Raw genomic sequence first — 17,809 nt, 5'->3', positions numbered from 1 at the left:
AGGGCATGATCTTTGCTTTTTATAATTTAAACCTGAATATCGGGATACAATCCGGTGAAATCACCCTGAATGATGAAATCAACGGTGAAAAGACCGCAATCAAGGACAGGCCATGACCCAACCGGCGGAAGTGCGAGCGAACTCCATAACGATTCAGGGCAGCGACGGCAGCTATGTCCTGCGTCTGGCCGTGGGCAAAGGCGGTTTGGAGTGCCGGGGCGTGGTTGTAGTCAAGAAGCCTAGTCTGGAACTTTCCCCCGAACATTTGCTCACCCTTTTCAAGGAGTTCGGCATTCGTCATGGCCTGGTCAAGCAACAGTGCCTCGAACTCTGTTATGCGGTTCGCCAAGGGAAATCCCGTTCCAATCTCCTTCTTGCCCGGGGCAGTCTGCCTTTTGCCGGCCGGGACGGTTTTGTCGAATTCGCTCCTGGGGTTTACCATGAAAAGCCCGCCTTTCAGGAAGAAGAAGATGGCTCCGTGGATTTGCGCACCCTGAATGTTTACGGCAATGTCCAGGCTGGACAGCTGATTGGCACCCTGCGCCCGGCCACCGCCGGAACCGACGGCAAGGATGTGCGTGGGGAAATCATTCCGGCTGCGGCGGGTGCCTCTTTGGCGCTGGTCCCAGGCGAGGGTGTCCGCAGTCCCGATAGCCAAGGACACATCTATTCCGAGCGGGACGGGCGCGTGGTCTTTGATGGGACGACCCTGGCGGTCAGCGAAGAATATCTCGTCGAAGGGGATCTCGATCTGGAAACCGGCCATATCGATTTCATCGGTTACGTCGAGGTGCGCGGCGATGTTCCTGACGGTTTCCGGATCAAGGCCCGGCACGGTGTCAAGGTCACTGGCATCGTCGGGGCCTGTGACATCGAGTCCGGAGGGGATGTAGAACTGCGCGGTATGGCCGGGAAGGGGACGGGAAAGATCATCTGCCAAGGCAATCTGGTGGCGCATTTTCTTAACGATGTCGAAGTGGAGTGCGCTGGAGACGTGCTCGTGCAGAATGAAATCCGCAATTCTTTCATCAAGGCCCTGGGGGTGGTCAGCCTGCCCAAGGGGATGATTACGGGAGGTGACTGCATCGCCCTAGGCGGCATCGAAGCGAACAAGGTTGGCGCGCCATCGGGGTTACGCACCGAGTTAGAGGCCGGAATCGATTACCGGGTACGGGAAGAACTCTGCCTTGCCCGCGCCGAACTACATGATATTTACGGCGAAATTCAGGAAATCAACGGCATCCTCGGCACGTTGAAGGAACGCCAGAAGAGCGGTTTGCCCTTGAGTGACCTGGAAAAGGCGCGGATTGTGGAACTTACGGGTAAACTCGACGAGAGCGAATCCCGGCGCCGGGAGCTGCTTGCTTGCATCGAATCCCTGCAGGGACAAGACGATAACTTGGCGAACGGCAAGGTGAATATCAAATCCCTGCTCTTCGAAGGGGTGATCGTTGCCATCGGCCGGGCGCGGGAAGTGTTTAAATTTGAGCGGCAGGGGCCTCTCTCCCTGATTGAAAACACCATCGATCACCAGTTTCGCGTCCTGCCCATGACCCCCCTGGCCAAATCTTCCCGTCTGCTTGAAAAAGAACTTCTGGAAAAATCACCATCGGCATAGCCCGAGTCCTTCCCCCGTCATTCCCTCCCGATTCCCTTTGTCCCTCCTTTATCGATAGTGTATTTTGCCTTTGCCTTGTAACTCTGGGCCGTCCTTTCTTCGCGATTGCCAGTTCCCCAAAACTCTGGAGTCAGTTTATGGCATTACCGTTTTTCGCTATCGTCTCTGGTCTCGCGCTGCTGGTATGGAGTGCCGATCGCTTCGTCGAAGGCTCGGCCAGTGTCGCCCGACATTACGGCATGCCTCCGCTGCTTATCGGCATGGTCATCGTCGGCTTCGGTACATCCGCGCCGGAGATGGTGGTTTCCGCTCTTTCTGCCGCTCAGGGCAATCCGGGTATCGCCCTCGGCAACGCCTACGGTTCGAATATCACCAATATTGCCCTGATTCTCGGGGTGACGGCTTTGATCAGCCCGATCGCGGTTCATTCTCAGGTGCTGCGCAAGGAACTGCCGATTCTTGCAGCCATGACCGCCCTTGCCGCGGGGCAGCTGTGGGATGGTTCGATTACCCGCTTAGACGCGCTGGTTTTGCTGCTGGTCTTCGTCGGCCAGATGAGCTGGACGATCCGGCAGGGTTTGCGGAGGCGACCGGATCCCCTCGCTGACGAAATCGAGCAGGAACTCGTGGTCCACGCTCTGCCGGTCAGTCGGTCCTTTTTATGGCTGGTGACGGGCCTTTTACTGCTCATCGCCAGTTCTCGCATGCTGGTCTGGGGCGCGGTGGAAGTCGCCCATCGGCTCGGGGTGAGTGATCTGATCATCGGTCTAACCATCGTCGCTATCGGCACCTCTCTGCCGGAGCTGGCTTCCTCGGTGATCGCCGCTCGCAAGGGGGAGCACGATATCGCCATCGGCAATATCATCGGCTCCAATTTGTTCAATACCCTGGCCGTGGTCGGTATCGCCGGGAGCATTTCGCCCATGACCGTCGGTCCGGAAGTCTTCTCCCGCGACCTCATGGTCATGACGGTGCTGACACTCTCGCTCTTTGTTTTCGGCTGGGGATTTCGCGGACCAGGACGAATCAACCGCTGGGAAGGTGGCGCTCTGCTCTTTACCTATCTCGGTTACAATGCCTATCTGGCGAGCGAGATCGTTCTGAAGTAAAGAGCCTGAGCGATCTTGGACAAGGAGGGCCTCATTCTGGGGATTTTCTTCGCTCCTATCGGAAAAGAAAGTGGTAACCGTTGCTGCCTGCCCGTTTCGCCAGCTTGCGCTCGGTGAGGTTCTTGGCGACATAGACCGGTTCTTCGGCAGAGTCTGTTTATTGACGGGAGCCGACGTTAGAGATTTTCCAGCAAACTTTTGAAGTCGTCCAATCCCCGGACCGGAGCCTGGCAGCTTCGGTTGCGGCAGAGATAGGCAACGGTCTTACCCTCAAGGGAATTCTTCCCGCTCATGGTGGGAAGAGCAAGGGGGTTCTCCGGAGTTGTGAGAAGGATAACGCCTTCCGGAAGGAAACGGCGCCGGGCCGTCTGGAGCATCATGTGCCCTTCTTCCCCCTGGCCGGGGGAAGCCAGGACGATTTCCAGGGGTGGGGAAAGAGCCAGTTCGAGAGCGCACAACTGCTGGGCATAAGCGCGAGGATGGCGGGCGAATTCCGCCATCCCCTTTTTCAGCAGGGTTTCTCCCCGCTCTTCGAGATCAGGGCGGGCGAGGATCCGCCCCAGGCGCAGGAGGTTGGCGGCAGCAACGGCCGAGCCCGAAGGGAGGGCGCCATCGAGTAGATTGGCCGATCGGTCGAGAATCCTTTCGGCGTCAGCTCCTTCATCGAAGAGTCCCCCCAGACCGTCATCGAAAAGCTTGAGCATTTCTTCCGTCAGAGCCAGCGCGGCCTCCAGATCCTCGCCGCGAAATTCCGCCAGAAAAAGCTCCAGAAGGCCCCAGGCCAAAAAGGCATAATCTTCGAGAAAGGCCGGGATGGCCGCCTGGTTTTCCCGCCAGCGGCGGAGCAGGCGACCATCTTCCCGCCACAGTTGCCTGCGGATGAAGACGGCGGCGCGGCGGGCTTCGGTCAGCATGACGGGATCGTCGGCGACAGCGCCGAGACGGGCGAGGGCGGCAATGGCCAGGCCGTTCCAGCCGGTGAGAATCTTGTCGTCACGCAGGGGGCGTACCCGCTTGCGGCGGTGATCCAGAAGACGTTTGCGGTCATCTTCCAGGCGATTCGCGAGGCTTGTCGCATCAAGTTGAAAACGTTTGCCTAATGTTTCCAGGTTTACGGCTCTTTGTAACTGGCCACCGCCGGGCAAGCTTTCATCTTCCTCCAGGGGATGGGCCGCGAGAAAGAGGGCGGTCTCTTCGCGACCGAGGATTCTTTCAATCTCTTCCTTTTGCCAGAGATAATAGGTTCCCTCCTTTCCCGCGGAATCGGCATCTTCCCCACAATGAAAGGCGCCCTGCTCGTCCGTCAGTTCGTCAAGCAGATAGCCGGCGGTTTCCCGGGCGGCGCCGAGGAGATCTTCCCCGCCGCCGGCCTGATAGCCTTCCACGGCGGCGAGGATGAAGGTCGCCTGATCGTAAAGCATCTTCTCGAAATGAGGAATGTGCCACTGCCGGTCGACGGCATAACGGTGGAGACCGTGGCCGATCTGATCGTAGATGCCGCCCTGGCGGATGGCACGCAGGGTATGCAGGGCCATTTCCGCCGCTTCGGGAGCGGCGAAGCGGCGGGCCAGGCGCAGGAGCAGGGAGAGATTGTGAGGAGCGGGGAATTTGGGCGCGGCGCCGAAACCGCCCCAAGCGGTATCATAGTCCCGACGATATTCTTCCAGCGCACGGCGCAACGGCTTGTCATTAAGGGGCTCAATCTTTCTCTGCGGATCATGAATCTTTTTAAGTGCTTGACGCAGTTCCCCGGCGCTGTGACGGATTCCCGGTTCGTCTCTTCGCCAGGCCTCGGTGATGCGTCGCAGCAGCTCGATCACACCCAGTTGACCATGGCGACTTTCCCGGGGGAGGTAGGTCGCAGCGAAAAAGGGTTCCTTCTCCGGGGTCAGGACCAAGGTCAACGGCCAGCCTCCCTGACCGGTCATCATCTGGCAGGCGGTCATGTAGATCTGATCGATATCGGGTCGTTCTTCTCGGTCGACCTTGACCGGGATGAACGAGGTGTTGATCACCTCGGCAACCTTAGCATTTTCGAAGGATTCCCGTTCCATGACATGGCACCAGTGACAGGTAGCATAGCCAATGGAGAGAAAGACCGGACGGTTATATTCCCGAGCTAAGGCGAAGGCCGTTTCATCCCAGGGTTGCCAGTGGACGGGGTTGCCCGCATGCTGGCGCAGGTAGAGACTTTTTTCATGGATGAGGCGGTTGGACAGAACGGCCAGGTGTTCAGGAGGGGTAAGGGGGGGATGGTTACGCATGCTGGCTCCGGGAAAATGGTTTTCCTGAGTCTAGCAATGTCGGGTTGTTTGGCAAGAGGGGGAGCTTGGTGCGAAGATAAAAAAATGCCCCGTGAAGGAGGGGTATCACGGGGCTAAAACCCTTGGTTTTTTTGGGGACCAAGGGTGCAATGAGGGAATATTACTAAAGGGATGGAAGAAAATCAAGGTAAAATTGGTTTCACGCTCCGATCATAGGATTTTTTGGCGAGTTTGAGAGGAGTGTCGGTCATCGAACGTCCTCTCTTTTTTTGAACAAAAAAACCCGCGATCTGTGATCGCGGGTTACCTTGATATTTGGTGCCGAAGGCGAGACTCGAACTCGCACGACCGGTTGGTCACCACCCCCTCAAGATGGCGTGTCTACCAATTCCACCACTTCGGCAAAGCGGATGTATTTATACTGATTCAGGCTGTTTGTGTCAACATTAAATCGGCGGATTGCTATTTTTTTTCCGCATTCGTAGCGGCTTGAGGCGCGGCCTCGCCGGTCGCCGGAGTCTCCGCCGGAAGGGCGGTTTCCGGGGTCGGGGCAGCGTCGGTTTCCGGGGTCGGGGCTGTTGTCGGAACGGGTTCGGCCTGAGGAGCAGCGGTCACGACGCTGGAAGGCATGACACTGTCGCCTCCGGGTTGGCCGTAGAAGTAGGCGAGGGTGAGGCTGGTCAGCATAAAGATGATGGCCGCCGCCGCAGTCAGCTTGCCCATGAAACTCTGGCCGCCAGAAGCGCCGAATACCGTCTGACTGCCGCCGGCGCCGAAGGAGGCGCCCATTTCGGCGCCCTTTCCTCCCTGAAGCAGGACAATAGCGATCAGGGCCAGGCAGACGAGGATATGCAGCACAATGAGAAAAGTGGTCATGATTCGTTAAGCTCCTTGAGATGACGTTACAAGACCACGAACATTATCACGAATCGCGCCGTCCGCAAAGCATTAATCTTCCAGGGAGGGGCTTCGCCGGAAGCGGATAATACGTAGGAAATCTTCGGCCTTGAGGCTGGCGCCGCCGACCAAGGCGCCGTCTACATCCATTTGTGCCATGAGTCCGTCAACATTATCCGGCTTGACGCTGCCGCCGTAGAGAATACGGGTCGCGTCAGCAACTTCTTCGGTGTAAAACCCCCGCAGCAGCCCACGAACAAAGGCATGGGCCTCCTCAGCCTGCTGGTCGGTTGCGGTCTTGCCGGTGCCGATGGCCCAGACCGGTTCATAGGCAACCACGACCTGGGCCATCTGTTCGGCGGTGATGTCCCGTAAACCGTCGCGGACTTGGGCGGCGAGAACCTCGTACATCCGCTCGTCCTCCCGTTCTTCCAGGGTCTCGCCGATACAGAAGATGACGCCCAGTCCCGCAGCAAGTAAGGCCTGGACTTTTTCGTTGATGAAGGAGTCGCTTTCGCCGAAAAGCTGCCGCCGTTCCGAATGGCCGACGATGCAGTAACGGCAGCCGGCATCTCGCAGTAGGGCAGGGGAGACTTCACCGGTAAAGGCGCCACTCGCGGCGGGATAGCAGTTCTGTCCGGACAATCCGATATTGGAACCGACGAGTTGCTCGGCGACTTTGGCCAAGGAGGTGAAGACCGGGGCGATGACGATGTCGATGTCCTCGATCGTATCGGTTTCTTTTTTAATGACGGTGGCCAGATCAAGGGCTTCGCCGATGGTTTTGTGCAGCTTCCAGTTGCCGGCAATCATGGGTTTGCGCATGAAAATCCTCCGTGGTCCCTTGAGAAAGGGGGCAGGAACCGGCCGTTCAGCCGGTCCTCATTGAAGATCAGACTTTATCCGTGAGAGCGGTGACGCCGGGAAGTTCTCTTCCTTCAAGAAACTCCAGGGAGGCGCCACCACCGGTGGAAATGTGGGTCATCTGCGCTTCCAGGCCCGACTGGTTGACGGCTGCGACCGAATCGCCGCCGCCGATGATGGAAAGTCCGTCGCTTTTCGCCAGGGCTTGGGCGACAGCCATGGTGCCGGCGGCGAAAGCGGGAAACTCGAAGACGCCCATGGGGCCGTTCCAGACGACGGTGGCTGCCTGCTTTAATTCTTCGGTGTAGACGGCGATACTCTTGGGGCCGATGTCCAGGGCCATCAGGTTTTCGCTGATGGCGACTCCTGCGGATACAACCGGTTCGGCATCGGCCTTGAATTCGGCGGCCATGACGTGGTCGACGGGAAGCAGCAGACGCACCTTCCGGGCTTCGGCCTTGGCCAGCAATTCCCGAGCCAGTTCCAGGCGATCTTCCTCGACCAGGGATTTGCCGACGGCGATCCCTTGGGCCTTGAGGAAGGTGTAGGCCATGCCGCCGCCAATGAGCAGGGCATCGACCTTGACGAGCAGATTTTCGATCACGGTAATCTTGTCGCTGACCTTGGCGCCGCCGAGGACGGCGACAAAGGGACGTTTCGGTGCGGCCAGGGCCTGGCCGAGGTAGCGCAGTTCCTTCTCCATGAGAAAGCCAGCCGCTGCCGGTTTGAGCAGGTGGGCAACCCCTTCGGTAGAAGCGTGGGCACGATGGGCGGTGCCGAAGGCGTCGTTGACGTAGATTTCACCAAGTTCCGCCAGTTGTTTGGCGAAGGCCGGGTCGTTCTTTTCCTCGCCGGCATGAAAACGGACATTTTCCAGCAGCAGAATGTCGCCGTCGGCCAGCGCCGCCACCATCTTTTCCACTTCCGGACCGATGCAATCCGGGGCCATGCGCACCTCGCGGCCGAGCAGCTTCGCCAGGTAGGGGGCGACCGGCGCCAGGCTATACTTGGGATTGACCTGGGCCTTGGGGCGGCCGAGATGGGAAGCGAGAATCAGGCGACCGCCCTGGTCGACGATGTGGCGAATCGTCGGCAGGGCGGCGACAATGCGGGTGTCGTCGGTGATATTGCGCTGGTCGTCGAGGGGGACATTGAAGTCGACCCGGCAGAAGACCCGTTTGCCTTTAAGATCCAGATCCTGAACGGTCACTTTGTCGAACATACGCAAATCTCCAAAGGGGGATGGGTAAAACAAAAGGCAGGATCGCTTGATCCTGCCTTTTGTTGTGTTCGGCGGAAACGGGTTACTTGGCGGCGATGAAATTGACCAGGTCGTGCACCCGGTTGGAGTAGCCCCATTCGTTGTCGTACCAGGACATGACCTTGACCAGAGTGCCGCCGATGACGTTGGTGGAATCGGCATCGACCGTCGAAGAGGCCGGGCAGCCGTTGAAATCGCAGGAGACGAGCGGCTCCTCGCAGAAGTTGAGAATCCCTTGGAGCGGCCCATCGGCGGCTTTTTTCAGGGCGGCGTTGACTTCGGCAACGCTGGTCGCCTTCTCGGTTTCCACCACCAGGTCGACGAGCGAGACGTTGGGGGTAGGAACGCGCACGGCAACGCCGTCGAGCTTGCCCTTGAGGGATGGGAGCACCAGGGAAACGGCTTTGGCGGCGCCGGTGGTGGTGGGAATCATGGACAGGGCGGCGGCGCGGGCCCGACGCAGATCCTTGTGGGGCAGGTCGAGGATCATCTGGTCGTTGGTATAGGAATGGATGGTCGTCATCATCCCCTTGACGATACCGAAGTTCTCAAGCAGCACTTTAGCCACCGGCGCCAGGCAGTTGGTGGTGCAAGAGGCGTTGGAGACGACGTGATGCCTGGCCGGGTCGTAATCCTGCTCATTGACCCCCATGCAGACGGTCAGATCGACATCTTTTCCGGGGGCGCTGATGATGACTTTCCGGGCACCGGCCTTGAGATGTTTGCCGGCGGATTCCTGATCGGTAAAGCGACCAGTCGATTCGATGACGATCTCGACGCCGAGTTCCTTCCAGGGCAGGGCGGCGGGATCGGTCGACTTGAGAACCTTGATCGCCTTGCCGTCGACGATGATTTCATCCTTGCCGGCCTCGACCTTGCCCTTGAAGGCGCCATGCACCGAATCATATTTGAGCAGATGGGCAAGAGTCGCAGCGTCGGTCAGGTCGTTGACGGCGACGATATCGAGGGTTTTCGCGGCGGCGGCCGCCCGGAAGAAATTTCTGCCGATGCGTCCGAAGCCGTTGATCGCTACCTTGATGGCCATGGGTGCTCTCCTTTGGGGGCGAAGACTTTTTAATAATTGTGCCTTGACTTGGATAGCTCTTCTAAAACGGATACTTAAAGAGGTCAAACGTGCGGCATGATAGTCAAAGTCACGGGCCGCGTCAACCTTTTTTCATTGGAACGGCATGAATGATTTATTGAACTGGAAAGGGGGGCTATGGTAGAAGGAACAACATTCCTGATTCGAAAACGGCCACATTGCGAGTCCCAGAGTCTACCCGAGACTGTCGAAAAGGCAACTGGTTTTTCCTGCCACATTCGCGTTTTTTATCTTGAAGTTCAGGTGTTCTGTTCGTATCGGCCCGGTCCTTTCGCCGGTGCCGGTCATGATCCCTCGTAAGGACGGCAGTTTGTCGCGATAATGAAAAGTACACTCGAAAAGCGCATCCTGATCTTCGTCTTTCTGGTTCTCGGCTTAACCATCGGGATCAACACCGTTCTGAACATCGAGGGGTTTCGCCGCGATTACCGTGACAGCCTGCTGTTGCGCTGCCAGAGTGTCGCTACCGAACTGAAGGCCGCCGTCGAAAAAGTTCTGGCTCTGGGCCTGCCCCTTGACGAACTGGAGGGGATCAACGCCCGATGTCAGGAGATTGTCGGCGGTGACCCGGAAATCAATTATTGTCTGATTGAAAATTCCGTCGGACAGCCGCTCTATTCCAGCGATCCTTCCTTCCACTTTTTCACCGGTGTCCAGTTCATCAAGGCCATCTCCGACTCCACTTCGCTGCTCATGACTCCGCGCTGGGGGCAGGTTTTTGATCTCTCCCTGCCGGTGTTCGACGCGTCCGGCAATCTCGCCGGGCGCATCCGCATCGGTTTCCCCGATTCAGTTCTGGAAGCACGCACCGACAAGGCCTTGGAACGGGCCTTTCTTATCTTCGGGCTCGCTTTTCTGCTGATTTTCGCACTGGTGTTTTTCTTTACCCGCCGCGATCTGGTCGGCCCCATTCACCGCCTGTGCGACGTCGCCAAGGAAATCGCCGGCGGGAACTTCAAGGTCGTCATCCCGCCCATGTCCACCCCCGATTTCTCCGAACTTGGCACGGCGTTGCAGGAGATGGCGGCCTCGCTGCGTCAGCGCGACGAGCAGATAAGCGAGAGTTACCGCGAGTTGGAGGAGACCAACCGCGAGCTTCAGCTTTCCTACGAACGTCAGGAACAGATCGGCACCGAACTGGGGCGTAGCCGCGAGATGTACCGCTCGCTGCTGGAGGATGCCTCCGACGCCATTCTCGTCAGTGACGACGAGGACCGGCTGGTTCTGCTCAACAAGGCGGCCGAGACCTTTTTCGGCGTCTCCCGCCAGGCCGTGCAGGGAACCAATCTCTTCGCCTTCTGGGAGCGTCTGGCGTGTGAAAATGTGGATGACCAGTACGAAATGCACCAGAATATTCTTCTTGGCAAATTCCATGAAGCCGAGGTGCGCTTCACCCGTCCCACGGACCTCACCCGGCTGATTGCCTGGGGTAAGGGTTCGCCGGTGGTGGGTCGCGACGGCAAACGGATGACGCAGATGACCTATCGCGACGTCACCCGGGAACGGGAGATTACCGAAAATCTCGAACACAGCACTGCCGAGCTCAAGCGGCTTAACCAGATGAAGGATTCCTTCCTCGGCCTGGCCTCCCACGAACTGAAAACCCCGCTGACGGTCATTCTCGGCTATGCGGATATCCTGCTTGACGAATTGGCGGACGAGATCGGCGAAGAGGCCCTGCTCATGATCCGCCATATCGACGAGGCCACCAACCGCCTTTCCAACATCGTCCGCGATATGGTTGATGTTTCGATACTCGACAGTCACGCCCTGCGCCTGCGCCGCCGGGTTGTCGACATCAACCAGGTGATTCGCCAGGCCCTCAAAGAGATCGAATACTTCTTCACGGTTCGCCAGCAGAGTCACGAACTGCGTCTTGCCGAGTATTTGCCGGAGATCATGTGCGACCCCGACCGGCTGGTCCAGGCCATCACCAACCTCGTGGTCAATTCCATCAAGTTCACCCCCGACGGCGGGCGCATTACCGTAGAGACGCGCCTTTCCTACTATCTCAAATACATCGGCGAACGGGACGAGGCGGAAGACGATTCCTGGCGGCGTATCGGTCGAGCGCCGGCGCCCTTCGTGGAAATTCTCATTCACGATACCGGTATCGGCATTGACGACGCCGATCAGGTGCGGGTCTTCGAGAAATTCTACGAGGTCGGCATCATCGAGGAACATTCCACCGGCAAGGTCGCTTTCAAAGGGAAGGGGACCGGTCTTGGCCTGACCATCGTCAAGGGAATCGTCGAGATGCACGGGGGCGAAGTCTGGGTGGAGAGCCCCGGTTGCGACCCCGATCGCTTCCCCGGAAGCACCTTCCATCTCATCTTGCCCATCTCCGCCGAGAGCTGAACCAACGGCGGATGAAAACCGGTTTTTCCCTTGCGACTTCCCTGACATTTACGGTATATAGTCAGGCGCCCAAGCCCGGGACGGGGAGCGATGCGTGCGGATTTGCCTGTTAGCCAGCGGAAGCCGGGGGAATGCCCTCTACCTTGAGTCAGACGAGAGCCGGATTCTCATCGACGCCGGGTTGCCGGCCCGGGAGCTGACCCGCCGCCTGGAAGGGATCGGCGTCGGTGCCGACGAACTCGATGCCCTCTTCGTGACCCACGAACACGGCGATCATTGCCTTGGCGTCGGTCCCTTGTCCCGTCGCTTTTCCCTGCCTGTCTACCTGCATCATGCCACTCGCGCTGCTCTGCCCAACCTTGGCCGGATTGATGATCTGCGCGAAATCACCGAGGGCGAAGCAATTGACTGCAAGGGTTTGCGGATTACCCCTTTCCCCGTGACTCACGATGCCGTAGCGCCGGTCGGCTTCCTGATCGAAACGGCGGCGGGGAAGGTCGGCGTGGCCACCGATCTGGGGATCGCCACGCGCCTGGTCCGGGAACGGCTGAAAGGGTGCCGGGCCCTGGTGATCGAAGCCAATCACGACCCGCTGCTGCTGCGCGATGGCCCTTACCCTTGGCCGCTGAAACAACGGATTCGCGGCCATCACGGGCATCTGTCCAACGACGATTGCGCCGACCTTCTCGGCGAGGTGGTTTCCGACCGGCTCGAAGTGGTCTTTCTCGCCCATCTCAGTCTTGAAAATAATCGTCCCGAGCTGGCGCAAGCGACCATCGCCCACGTCCTGGCCACCCAGAATCTTTGCGCGCCGCAGGTGGTGATCGGCAGGCAGGACGAGGCGACCGCCTGCCTGGAACTGTCGGCGTAAGCCAATTCCGGAAAAATATTGTGGGGCAGGGCGGCAACGCGTCCTGCCCGTGCCTGTTTTAACGAAGGTTGCCCGAGGAGTATTCATGGCCTGGAGAATCGTAGTCGGATTGCTGGATGACGTCAAAGACCCTCGCGGTGAGCGGGTCAGGCGCGAAATCAGGGAGCATCTCGGCATAGAACTGGAGCAGGTCCGTACCCTGGATGTTTATACCGTCGACGCCGCCCTGGCCGAGGCCGAAATCGAGGCGGCCGCCGCCGGGCCCCTCTCCGATCCGGTGATCCAGCACTATGCGGTCAACCGCCCGCTGGCCCGGGATTTCGACGTGCTCATCGAGGTCGGCTTCCGCCCTGGCGTGACCGACAACGTCGGCCGCACCGCCCGCGAGGCGATCCAGTATCTCACCGGTCGTCCTTTCGCCGCCGGCGAGGCGGTCTACACCTCGGTGCAGTATTTGCTCAAGGGGCAAATCGATAAAGCGGCCGCCGAGCGCATCGCCTCGGGCTTTCTCGGCAACGGCCTGATCCAGCGCTGGGATATCGTTACCGCCGCCGAGTTCAATCGGGATAAGGGAGTGCGGGTCACGACCCCCAAAGTCACCGGCGACGCCCGTCCCGAGGTGCGAGAGATCAATCTTAACGTCGACGATGAGGCGCTTATGCAGATCAGCCGTGACGGCATGCTCGCCCTCAATCTCGACGAGATGAAGACGATCCAGGCCCATGTCGCCGACCCCGGCTTTGCCCGGGTCCGGGCCGACGTCGGCCTTGGCGCCAAGCTCACCGATGTCGAGCTTGAAGCGCTGGCCCAGACTTGGAGCGAACACTGCAAGCACAAGATCTTCTCGGCGCGCATCGAGTACGAGGATGAGCAGGGGCGCAAGGAAAGCATCAATTCCCTTTTCAAGACCTACATCGTCGGCGCCACCCGCGACATCCGCGCAGCCAAGGGGGAAAAGGATTTCTGTCTCTCGGTCTTCAAGGACAACGCCGGGGTCATCGAATTCAACCGCGACTGGAGCGTGGTCTTCAAGGTCGAGACCCACAACTCGCCGAGCGCCCTCGATCCTTACGGCGGCGCCCTGACCGGCATCGTCGGGGTCAACCGCGACGGCATGGGAACGGGCATGGGTGCCCGGCTGATTTTCAATACCGACGTCTTCTGTTTCGCCTCGCCCTTTTATGAGAAACCCCTGCCGCCCCGGCTGCTTCATCCCCGGCGGATCTTCGAGGGGGTGGTCGAAGGGGTCGAGCACGGCGGCAACAAGAGCGGCATCCCCACGGTCAACGGCTCCATCGTCTTCGACGAGCGTTTCGCCGGCAAACCCCTGGTCTATTGCGGCACCGCCTCGCTCATGCCCCGCATCCTCAACGGCAAGCCCTGCCACGAGAAACAGGCCCAGGTCGGCGATCACATCGTCATGACCGGCGGCCGCATCGGCAAGGACGGCATCCACGGCGCCACCTTCTCCTCGGAGGAGCTGCACGAAGGCTCGCCGGTAACCGCCGTGCAGATCGGCGATCCCATCACCCAGAAGCGCATGTTCGACTTCCTGCTCATCGCCCGCGACCGCGGGTTGTACAATTCCATCACCGACAACGGCGCCGGCGGTCTTTCCTCCTCGGTGGGGGAGATGAGCGAGGACACCGGCGGTTTCGAGCTCCATCTCGACCGCGCCCCGCTCAAATACCCCGGTCTCCAGCCCTGGGAGATTCTCATCTCCGAAGCTCAGGAGCGCATGACCCTGGCGGTGCCGCCGGACAAGCTGGAAGAATTCATCCAGCTCGCCCGGGAGATGGATGTGGAAGCCGTCGCTCTCGGCGTCTTCACCGATTCCGGTTATTTCCACTGCCTCTACGAAGGGAAAACCGTGGCCTATCTGCCTATGGCGTTTCTCCACGGCGGCGTGCCACAGATGGTTATTCCCGCCAAATGGACGCCGCCGTCAACGGTCGAGCCGGTCTTCCCCGTCCCCGCCGACCTTGGCGCCGAACTGGCCAAGCTTCTCGGACGGCTCAATATCTGCTCGAAAGAGAGCGTCATCCGCCGTTACGACCACGAGGTTCAGGCCGGCACGGTCATCAAGCCGCTGGTCGGGGTCGCCAACGACGGCCCCTCCGACGCCGCCGTCTTCCGCCCGCTCTTCGATTCCTTCGAAGGGGTGGTGGTTTCCCACGGCATCTGTCCGAGCTATTCGGATATCGACACCTATCACATGATGGCCTGCGCCATCGACGAAGGCCTGCGCAACTATGTAGCGGTGGGCGGCGATATCGAGCATGTGGCCGGTCTCGACAACTTCTGCTGGTGCGACCCGGTCAAAAGCGAAAAAACACCCGACGGCGAATACAAGGCCGCCCAACTGGTGCGGGCGAACAAGGCCCTGTACGACTATTGCCTGGCCTTCGGTGTGCCGCTGATTTCGGGCAAGGATTCGATGAAGAACGATTACCAGATCGGCGACACCAAGATCTCCATTCCGCCGACGGTGCTCTTTTCCGTCATCGGCAAGATTGCCGACGTGCGTAAGGCGGTCTCCATGGATGTCAAACGTCCCGGCGATCTCCTCTATCTGCTCGGCGAAACCCGCGACGAGTGCGGCGGCTCCGAATACTATTCGGAACTCGGTTTTTTGGGGAGCAACGTGCCCAAGGTCGACGCACAGGCGGCCCTGGCCCGTTACCGGACCCTCAACGCCGCCCAGCGGGAGGGCCTGGTGCGCTCCTGCCATGACCTTTCCGACGGCGGTCTTGGCGTGGCCTTAGCCGAGAAGGCCTTTGCGGGCGGCTTTGGCCTGCGCGTCGAACTCGACGCCGTCGTTGCCGAGGGCGAGCTGCGCGACGACACCCTGCTCTTCTCCGAATCGCCAAGCCGGTTGCTGGTCACGATTCGTCCCGAAGAGCGCGGGCGCTTCGAGAGCCTTTTCGCCGGCCAGGCGTTGGCTTGCCTGGGCGAAGTGACCGAAGAACAGCGTCTGGTCTTGCGTCGCGCCGGACGGATGTTGCTCGATGTCTCCAATAATCTACTGAAAGAGGCCTGGCAGGCGCCTCTGCGGGAGCTGTAAGATGGCGAAAGAGGTTCGTTCCCTAGTCATTACCGGTAACGGCACCAACTGTGAGCGGGAGGTGGCCAATGCCTGCCGCCTGGCCGGAGCCGAGGTCGCCGATATCGTCCACATCGCCGAACTGCTGGCCGGCCGGGTCAAACTCGACGGCTACCATTTTCTCAATCTCGCCGGGGGCTTTCTCGACGGCGACGACTTGGGCAGCGCCAAGGCCGGGGCCAACCGCCTGCGCCATGCCCCGGTCAAGGGGAGTGCGGAGAGCCTGGCCGACCAGCTCTATCGCTTTATCGAAGCGGGCAAGCTGGTTATGGGGGTCTGCAACGGTTTTCAGCTGATGGTGAAGATGGGGCTGCTTCCCGCCCTGGACGGCGATTTTCGCACCCAAACCGCGACTTTGACTCACAACGATAGTGGCCGTTTCGAGGATCGCTGGACCTATCTCAAGGTCGACCCCGCTTCCCCCTGCGTCTATACCCGGGGGCTGACCGGCATCTACCTGCCGGTGCGCCACGGCGAGGGCAAGTTTCTGGTACGCGTGCCCCAGGTTCTGGAGCGTATCGAATCCGCTCATCTGGCGGCGCTCACGTATTGTGACGCCGATTACGCCGTGCCGACGATGGATTATCCCCTCAATCCCAACGGCTCGACCCATGCCATCGCCGGCGTCTGCGACCCCAGTGGGCGGGTTTTCGGACTCATGCCCCATCCCGAGGCCTATGTCCACCGTACCCATCATCCTCGCTGGACCCGGGAGGAGCATCTGCCGGAAGAGGGGATGGGGCTGTGGCTCTACCGCAACGCCGTGAACTTCATCCGCGCGGAACTGCTCTAGGCGGGGTCGCTTTCAAAAGTTCATCCGTGATATCGTCAATGTGGTTCTAACCTCCGTTCAAATAATAACTTTTTTCAATTTTTTAACGGGTCGTCCCGAGGAGCTTTCCTGGCGCATGTTTGATAAATTCAACGATGAATGCGGCGTATTCGGCATTTATGGCCATCCTGAAGCCGCCAATCTGACCTATCTCGGCCTTTACGCTCTCCAGCATCGCGGCCAGGAGAGCTGCGGTATTGTCGCTTCCGACGGCACCCGGCTTCATGCCCATAAGGGGATGGGGTTGGTCGCCGACGTCTTCAAGCACGATTCGGTCTTCGAGAATCTTCCCGGCAAGAGCGCCATCGGCCATGTGCGCTACTCGACGGCGGGAGGAAACGATTTCAAGAACTGTCAGCCGATTCTCGTCGATTACCATCGCGGCAGCATTGCCGTGGCCCACAACGGCAACCTGGTCAACGCCCAGGAAGTGCGCAACGACCTGGAGCGCAAAGGCTCAATCTTTTCCACCATCGCCGATACCGAGGTCATCATCCACCTCCTTGCCCGTTCCGAGTGTGATTCCCTCACCGATCGGGTGACCATGGCCCTGAACCAGGTCAAGGGGGCGTACAGCCTGGTTTTTCTCACCGAAACCCGGATGCTGGCGGTGCGTGACCCCAACGGTTTCCGGCCGCTGGTTCTCGGCAAACTCGACGGCGCCTACATCGTCGCCTCGGAAACCTGCGCCCTTGATCTCATCGAGGCCCAGTTCATCCGCGAGATCGAACCGGGGGAGATGATTCTCATCGACAAGACCGGCCTGCAATCCTTCCGCCCCTTCGCCCAGACCGAGCCATCCCCCTGTATCTTTGAACATATCTATTTCGCCCGTCCCGACAGCACCATTTTCGGCCAGCAGGTCTACCAGGTACGCAAGGATTTCGGCCGGCAACTGGCCCGGGAACACGCCGTTGAGGCCGACCTGGTCATTCCCATTCCCGATTCGGGGGTGCCGGCGGCCATTGGTTACGCCGAGGAATCGGGCATTCCCTTCCAACTCGGCCTGATCCGCAATCACTACGTGGGACGCACCTTTATCGAGCCGCAACAATCAATCCGCCATTTCGGGGTCAAGATCAAGCTCAACCCGGTGCGGGAGATCATCGAGGGGAAGCGGGTGGTGGTCATCGACGATTCCATCGTTCGCGGCACCACGGCCCGTAAGATTATCAAGATGATCCGCAACGCTGGCGCCCGTGAGGTGCATGTGCGCATCTCCAGCCCGCCGACCAGCTTCCCCTGCTTTTACGGCATCGACACCCCGACCCGCAAGGAGCTGATTTCCTCCTCTCACACCGTGGAGGAGATCAATCGTTACATCACCTCCGACACCTTGGGGTATCTCTCCCTGGAGGGGATGCACGCCGCCGCCGGCGCACCGATCATCGGCGGGCGCAAGGGCTATTGCGACGCCTGCTTCAGCGGCAGCTATCCGGTGCGGTTTCCGCGCCTCAAGGACGACAGTCAGTTGGGATTGTTTTGATCGGCCTTAACGGATGAGTTTTTCGAGATTTTTTTAAAACG

At 59.6% G+C, this 17,809-nt stretch carries 12 protein-coding genes and 1 tRNA gene; 7 read left to right on the top strand and 6 right to left on the bottom strand.

The genetic code is table 11. The annotated features are described in order from the left end of the window. Positions 1 to 112: 112 nt before the first annotated feature. Together RBR25_RS03130 and RBR25_RS03125 are read left to right on the top strand one after the other, a co-directional pair. Entirely contained in the window at positions 113 to 1,618 is a 1,506-nt protein-coding gene (locus RBR25_RS03130) for a FapA family protein (protein WP_432818069.1), read from the top strand. Positions 1,619 to 1,755: 137 nt separating this feature from the next. After that, the gene (locus RBR25_RS03125; protein WP_432818068.1) at positions 1,756 to 2,727 is read left to right on the top strand and encodes a calcium/sodium antiporter; all 972 of its coding nucleotides are present in this window, start codon (positions 1,756 to 1,758) and stop codon (positions 2,725 to 2,727) included. A 176-nt stretch (positions 2,728 to 2,903) separates the two neighbouring features. Here RBR25_RS03125 and RBR25_RS03120 read toward each other — a convergent pair whose 3' ends face one another. The 6 genes from RBR25_RS03120 to gap all read right to left on the bottom strand — a co-directional run bounded on the left by RBR25_RS03120 (position 2,904) and on the right by gap (position 9,058). After that, the gene (locus tag RBR25_RS03120; protein ID WP_432818067.1) at positions 2,904 to 4,991 is read right to left on the bottom strand and encodes a thioredoxin domain-containing protein; all 2,088 of its coding nucleotides are present in this window, start codon (positions 4,989 to 4,991) and stop codon (positions 2,904 to 2,906) included. A 316-nt stretch (positions 4,992 to 5,307) separates the two neighbouring features. Continuing rightward, a tRNA-Leu gene (locus tag RBR25_RS03115) sits at positions 5,308 to 5,394 on the bottom strand. Positions 5,395 to 5,453: 59 nt separating this feature from the next. After that, positions 5,454 to 5,867 carry a preprotein translocase subunit SecG gene (gene secG / locus RBR25_RS03110; protein WP_432818066.1) on the bottom strand — a complete coding sequence of 138 codons (414 nt, stop codon included), beginning with the start codon at positions 5,865 to 5,867 and terminating at the stop codon, positions 5,454 to 5,456. Between the two features lie 72 nt (positions 5,868 to 5,939). Then, on the bottom strand, positions 5,940 to 6,713 hold the full coding sequence (gene tpiA / locus RBR25_RS03105; protein WP_432818065.1) for a triose-phosphate isomerase: 774 nt from the start codon (positions 6,711 to 6,713) through the stop codon (positions 5,940 to 5,942). 67 nt (positions 6,714 to 6,780) lie between these two features. Beyond that, a complete protein-coding gene (locus tag RBR25_RS03100; protein WP_432818064.1) occupies positions 6,781 to 7,974 on the bottom strand; it encodes a phosphoglycerate kinase in 1,194 nt (397 codons plus the stop codon). A gap of 82 nt (positions 7,975 to 8,056) precedes the next feature. Next, positions 8,057 to 9,058: a type I glyceraldehyde-3-phosphate dehydrogenase gene (gene gap, locus RBR25_RS03095; protein WP_432818063.1), complete on the bottom strand. Its 1,002-nt coding sequence runs from the start codon at positions 9,056 to 9,058 to the stop codon at positions 8,057 to 8,059. A 381-nt stretch (positions 9,059 to 9,439) separates the two neighbouring features. On the opposite strand from gap, the gene RBR25_RS03090 reads away from it, so the two are divergent. From RBR25_RS03090 to purF, 5 genes are all read left to right on the top strand, one after another. After that, complete coding sequence (locus RBR25_RS03090) at positions 9,440 to 11,476, top strand: ATP-binding protein (protein ID WP_432818062.1); 2,037 nt, start codon at positions 9,440 to 9,442, stop codon at positions 11,474 to 11,476. 94 nt (positions 11,477 to 11,570) lie between these two features. Continuing rightward, positions 11,571 to 12,347, top strand: a complete 777-nt coding sequence (locus RBR25_RS03085; RefSeq protein ID WP_432818061.1) for an MBL fold metallo-hydrolase — start codon at positions 11,571 to 11,573, stop codon at positions 12,345 to 12,347. Positions 12,348 to 12,432: 85 nt separating this feature from the next. Next, positions 12,433 to 15,411, top strand: coding sequence for a phosphoribosylformylglycinamidine synthase subunit PurS (locus RBR25_RS03080; protein WP_432818060.1), 2,979 nt, complete (start codon positions 12,433 to 12,435; stop codon positions 15,409 to 15,411). A gap of 1 nt (position 15,412) precedes the next feature. Further along, positions 15,413 to 16,243: a phosphoribosylformylglycinamidine synthase subunit PurQ gene (locus RBR25_RS03075; protein ID WP_432818059.1), complete on the top strand. Its 831-nt coding sequence runs from the start codon at positions 15,413 to 15,415 to the stop codon at positions 16,241 to 16,243. Between the two features lie 115 nt (positions 16,244 to 16,358). Then, a complete protein-coding gene (gene purF, locus RBR25_RS03070) occupies positions 16,359 to 17,768 on the top strand; it encodes an amidophosphoribosyltransferase (RefSeq protein WP_432818058.1) in 1,410 nt (469 codons plus the stop codon). The last annotated feature ends 41 nt before the right edge of the window (positions 17,769 to 17,809 follow it).

Source organism: Trichloromonas sp. (assembly GCF_034006665.1).
GTDB lineage: Bacteria > Desulfobacterota > Desulfuromonadia > Desulfuromonadales > Trichloromonadaceae > Trichloromonas.
Note: the sequence above shows the minus strand (reverse complement) of the source record. Positions and strands in the feature narration are given on the sequence as shown.

What these genes read in the sequence shown, in the direction of transcription:
- RBR25_RS03130 (WP_432818069.1), top strand. Translation starts at nt 113, where the DNA reads ATGACCCAACCGGCGGAAGTGCGAGCGAACTCCATAACGATTCAGGGC.
- RBR25_RS03075 (WP_432818059.1), top strand. Translation starts at nt 15,413, where the DNA reads ATGGCGAAAGAGGTTCGTTCCCTAGTCATTACCGGTAACGGCACCAAC.
- RBR25_RS03090 (WP_432818062.1), top strand. Translation starts at nt 9,440, where the DNA reads ATGAAAAGTACACTCGAAAAGCGCATCCTGATCTTCGTCTTTCTGGTT.
- RBR25_RS03120 (WP_432818067.1), bottom strand. Translation starts at nt 4,991, where the DNA reads ATGCGTAACCATCCCCCCCTTACCCCTCCTGAACACCTGGCCGTTCTG.
- secG (WP_432818066.1), bottom strand. Translation starts at nt 5,867, where the DNA reads ATGACCACTTTTCTCATTGTGCTGCATATCCTCGTCTGCCTGGCCCTG.
- RBR25_RS03080 (WP_432818060.1), top strand. Translation starts at nt 12,433, where the DNA reads ATGGCCTGGAGAATCGTAGTCGGATTGCTGGATGACGTCAAAGACCCT.
- tpiA (WP_432818065.1), bottom strand. Translation starts at nt 6,713, where the DNA reads ATGCGCAAACCCATGATTGCCGGCAACTGGAAGCTGCACAAAACCATC.
- RBR25_RS03100 (WP_432818064.1), bottom strand. Translation starts at nt 7,974, where the DNA reads ATGTTCGACAAAGTGACCGTTCAGGATCTGGATCTTAAAGGCAAACGG.
- purF (WP_432818058.1), top strand. Translation starts at nt 16,359, where the DNA reads ATGTTTGATAAATTCAACGATGAATGCGGCGTATTCGGCATTTATGGC.
- RBR25_RS03125 (WP_432818068.1), top strand. Translation starts at nt 1,756, where the DNA reads ATGGCATTACCGTTTTTCGCTATCGTCTCTGGTCTCGCGCTGCTGGTA.
- gap (WP_432818063.1), bottom strand. Translation starts at nt 9,058, where the DNA reads ATGGCCATCAAGGTAGCGATCAACGGCTTCGGACGCATCGGCAGAAAT.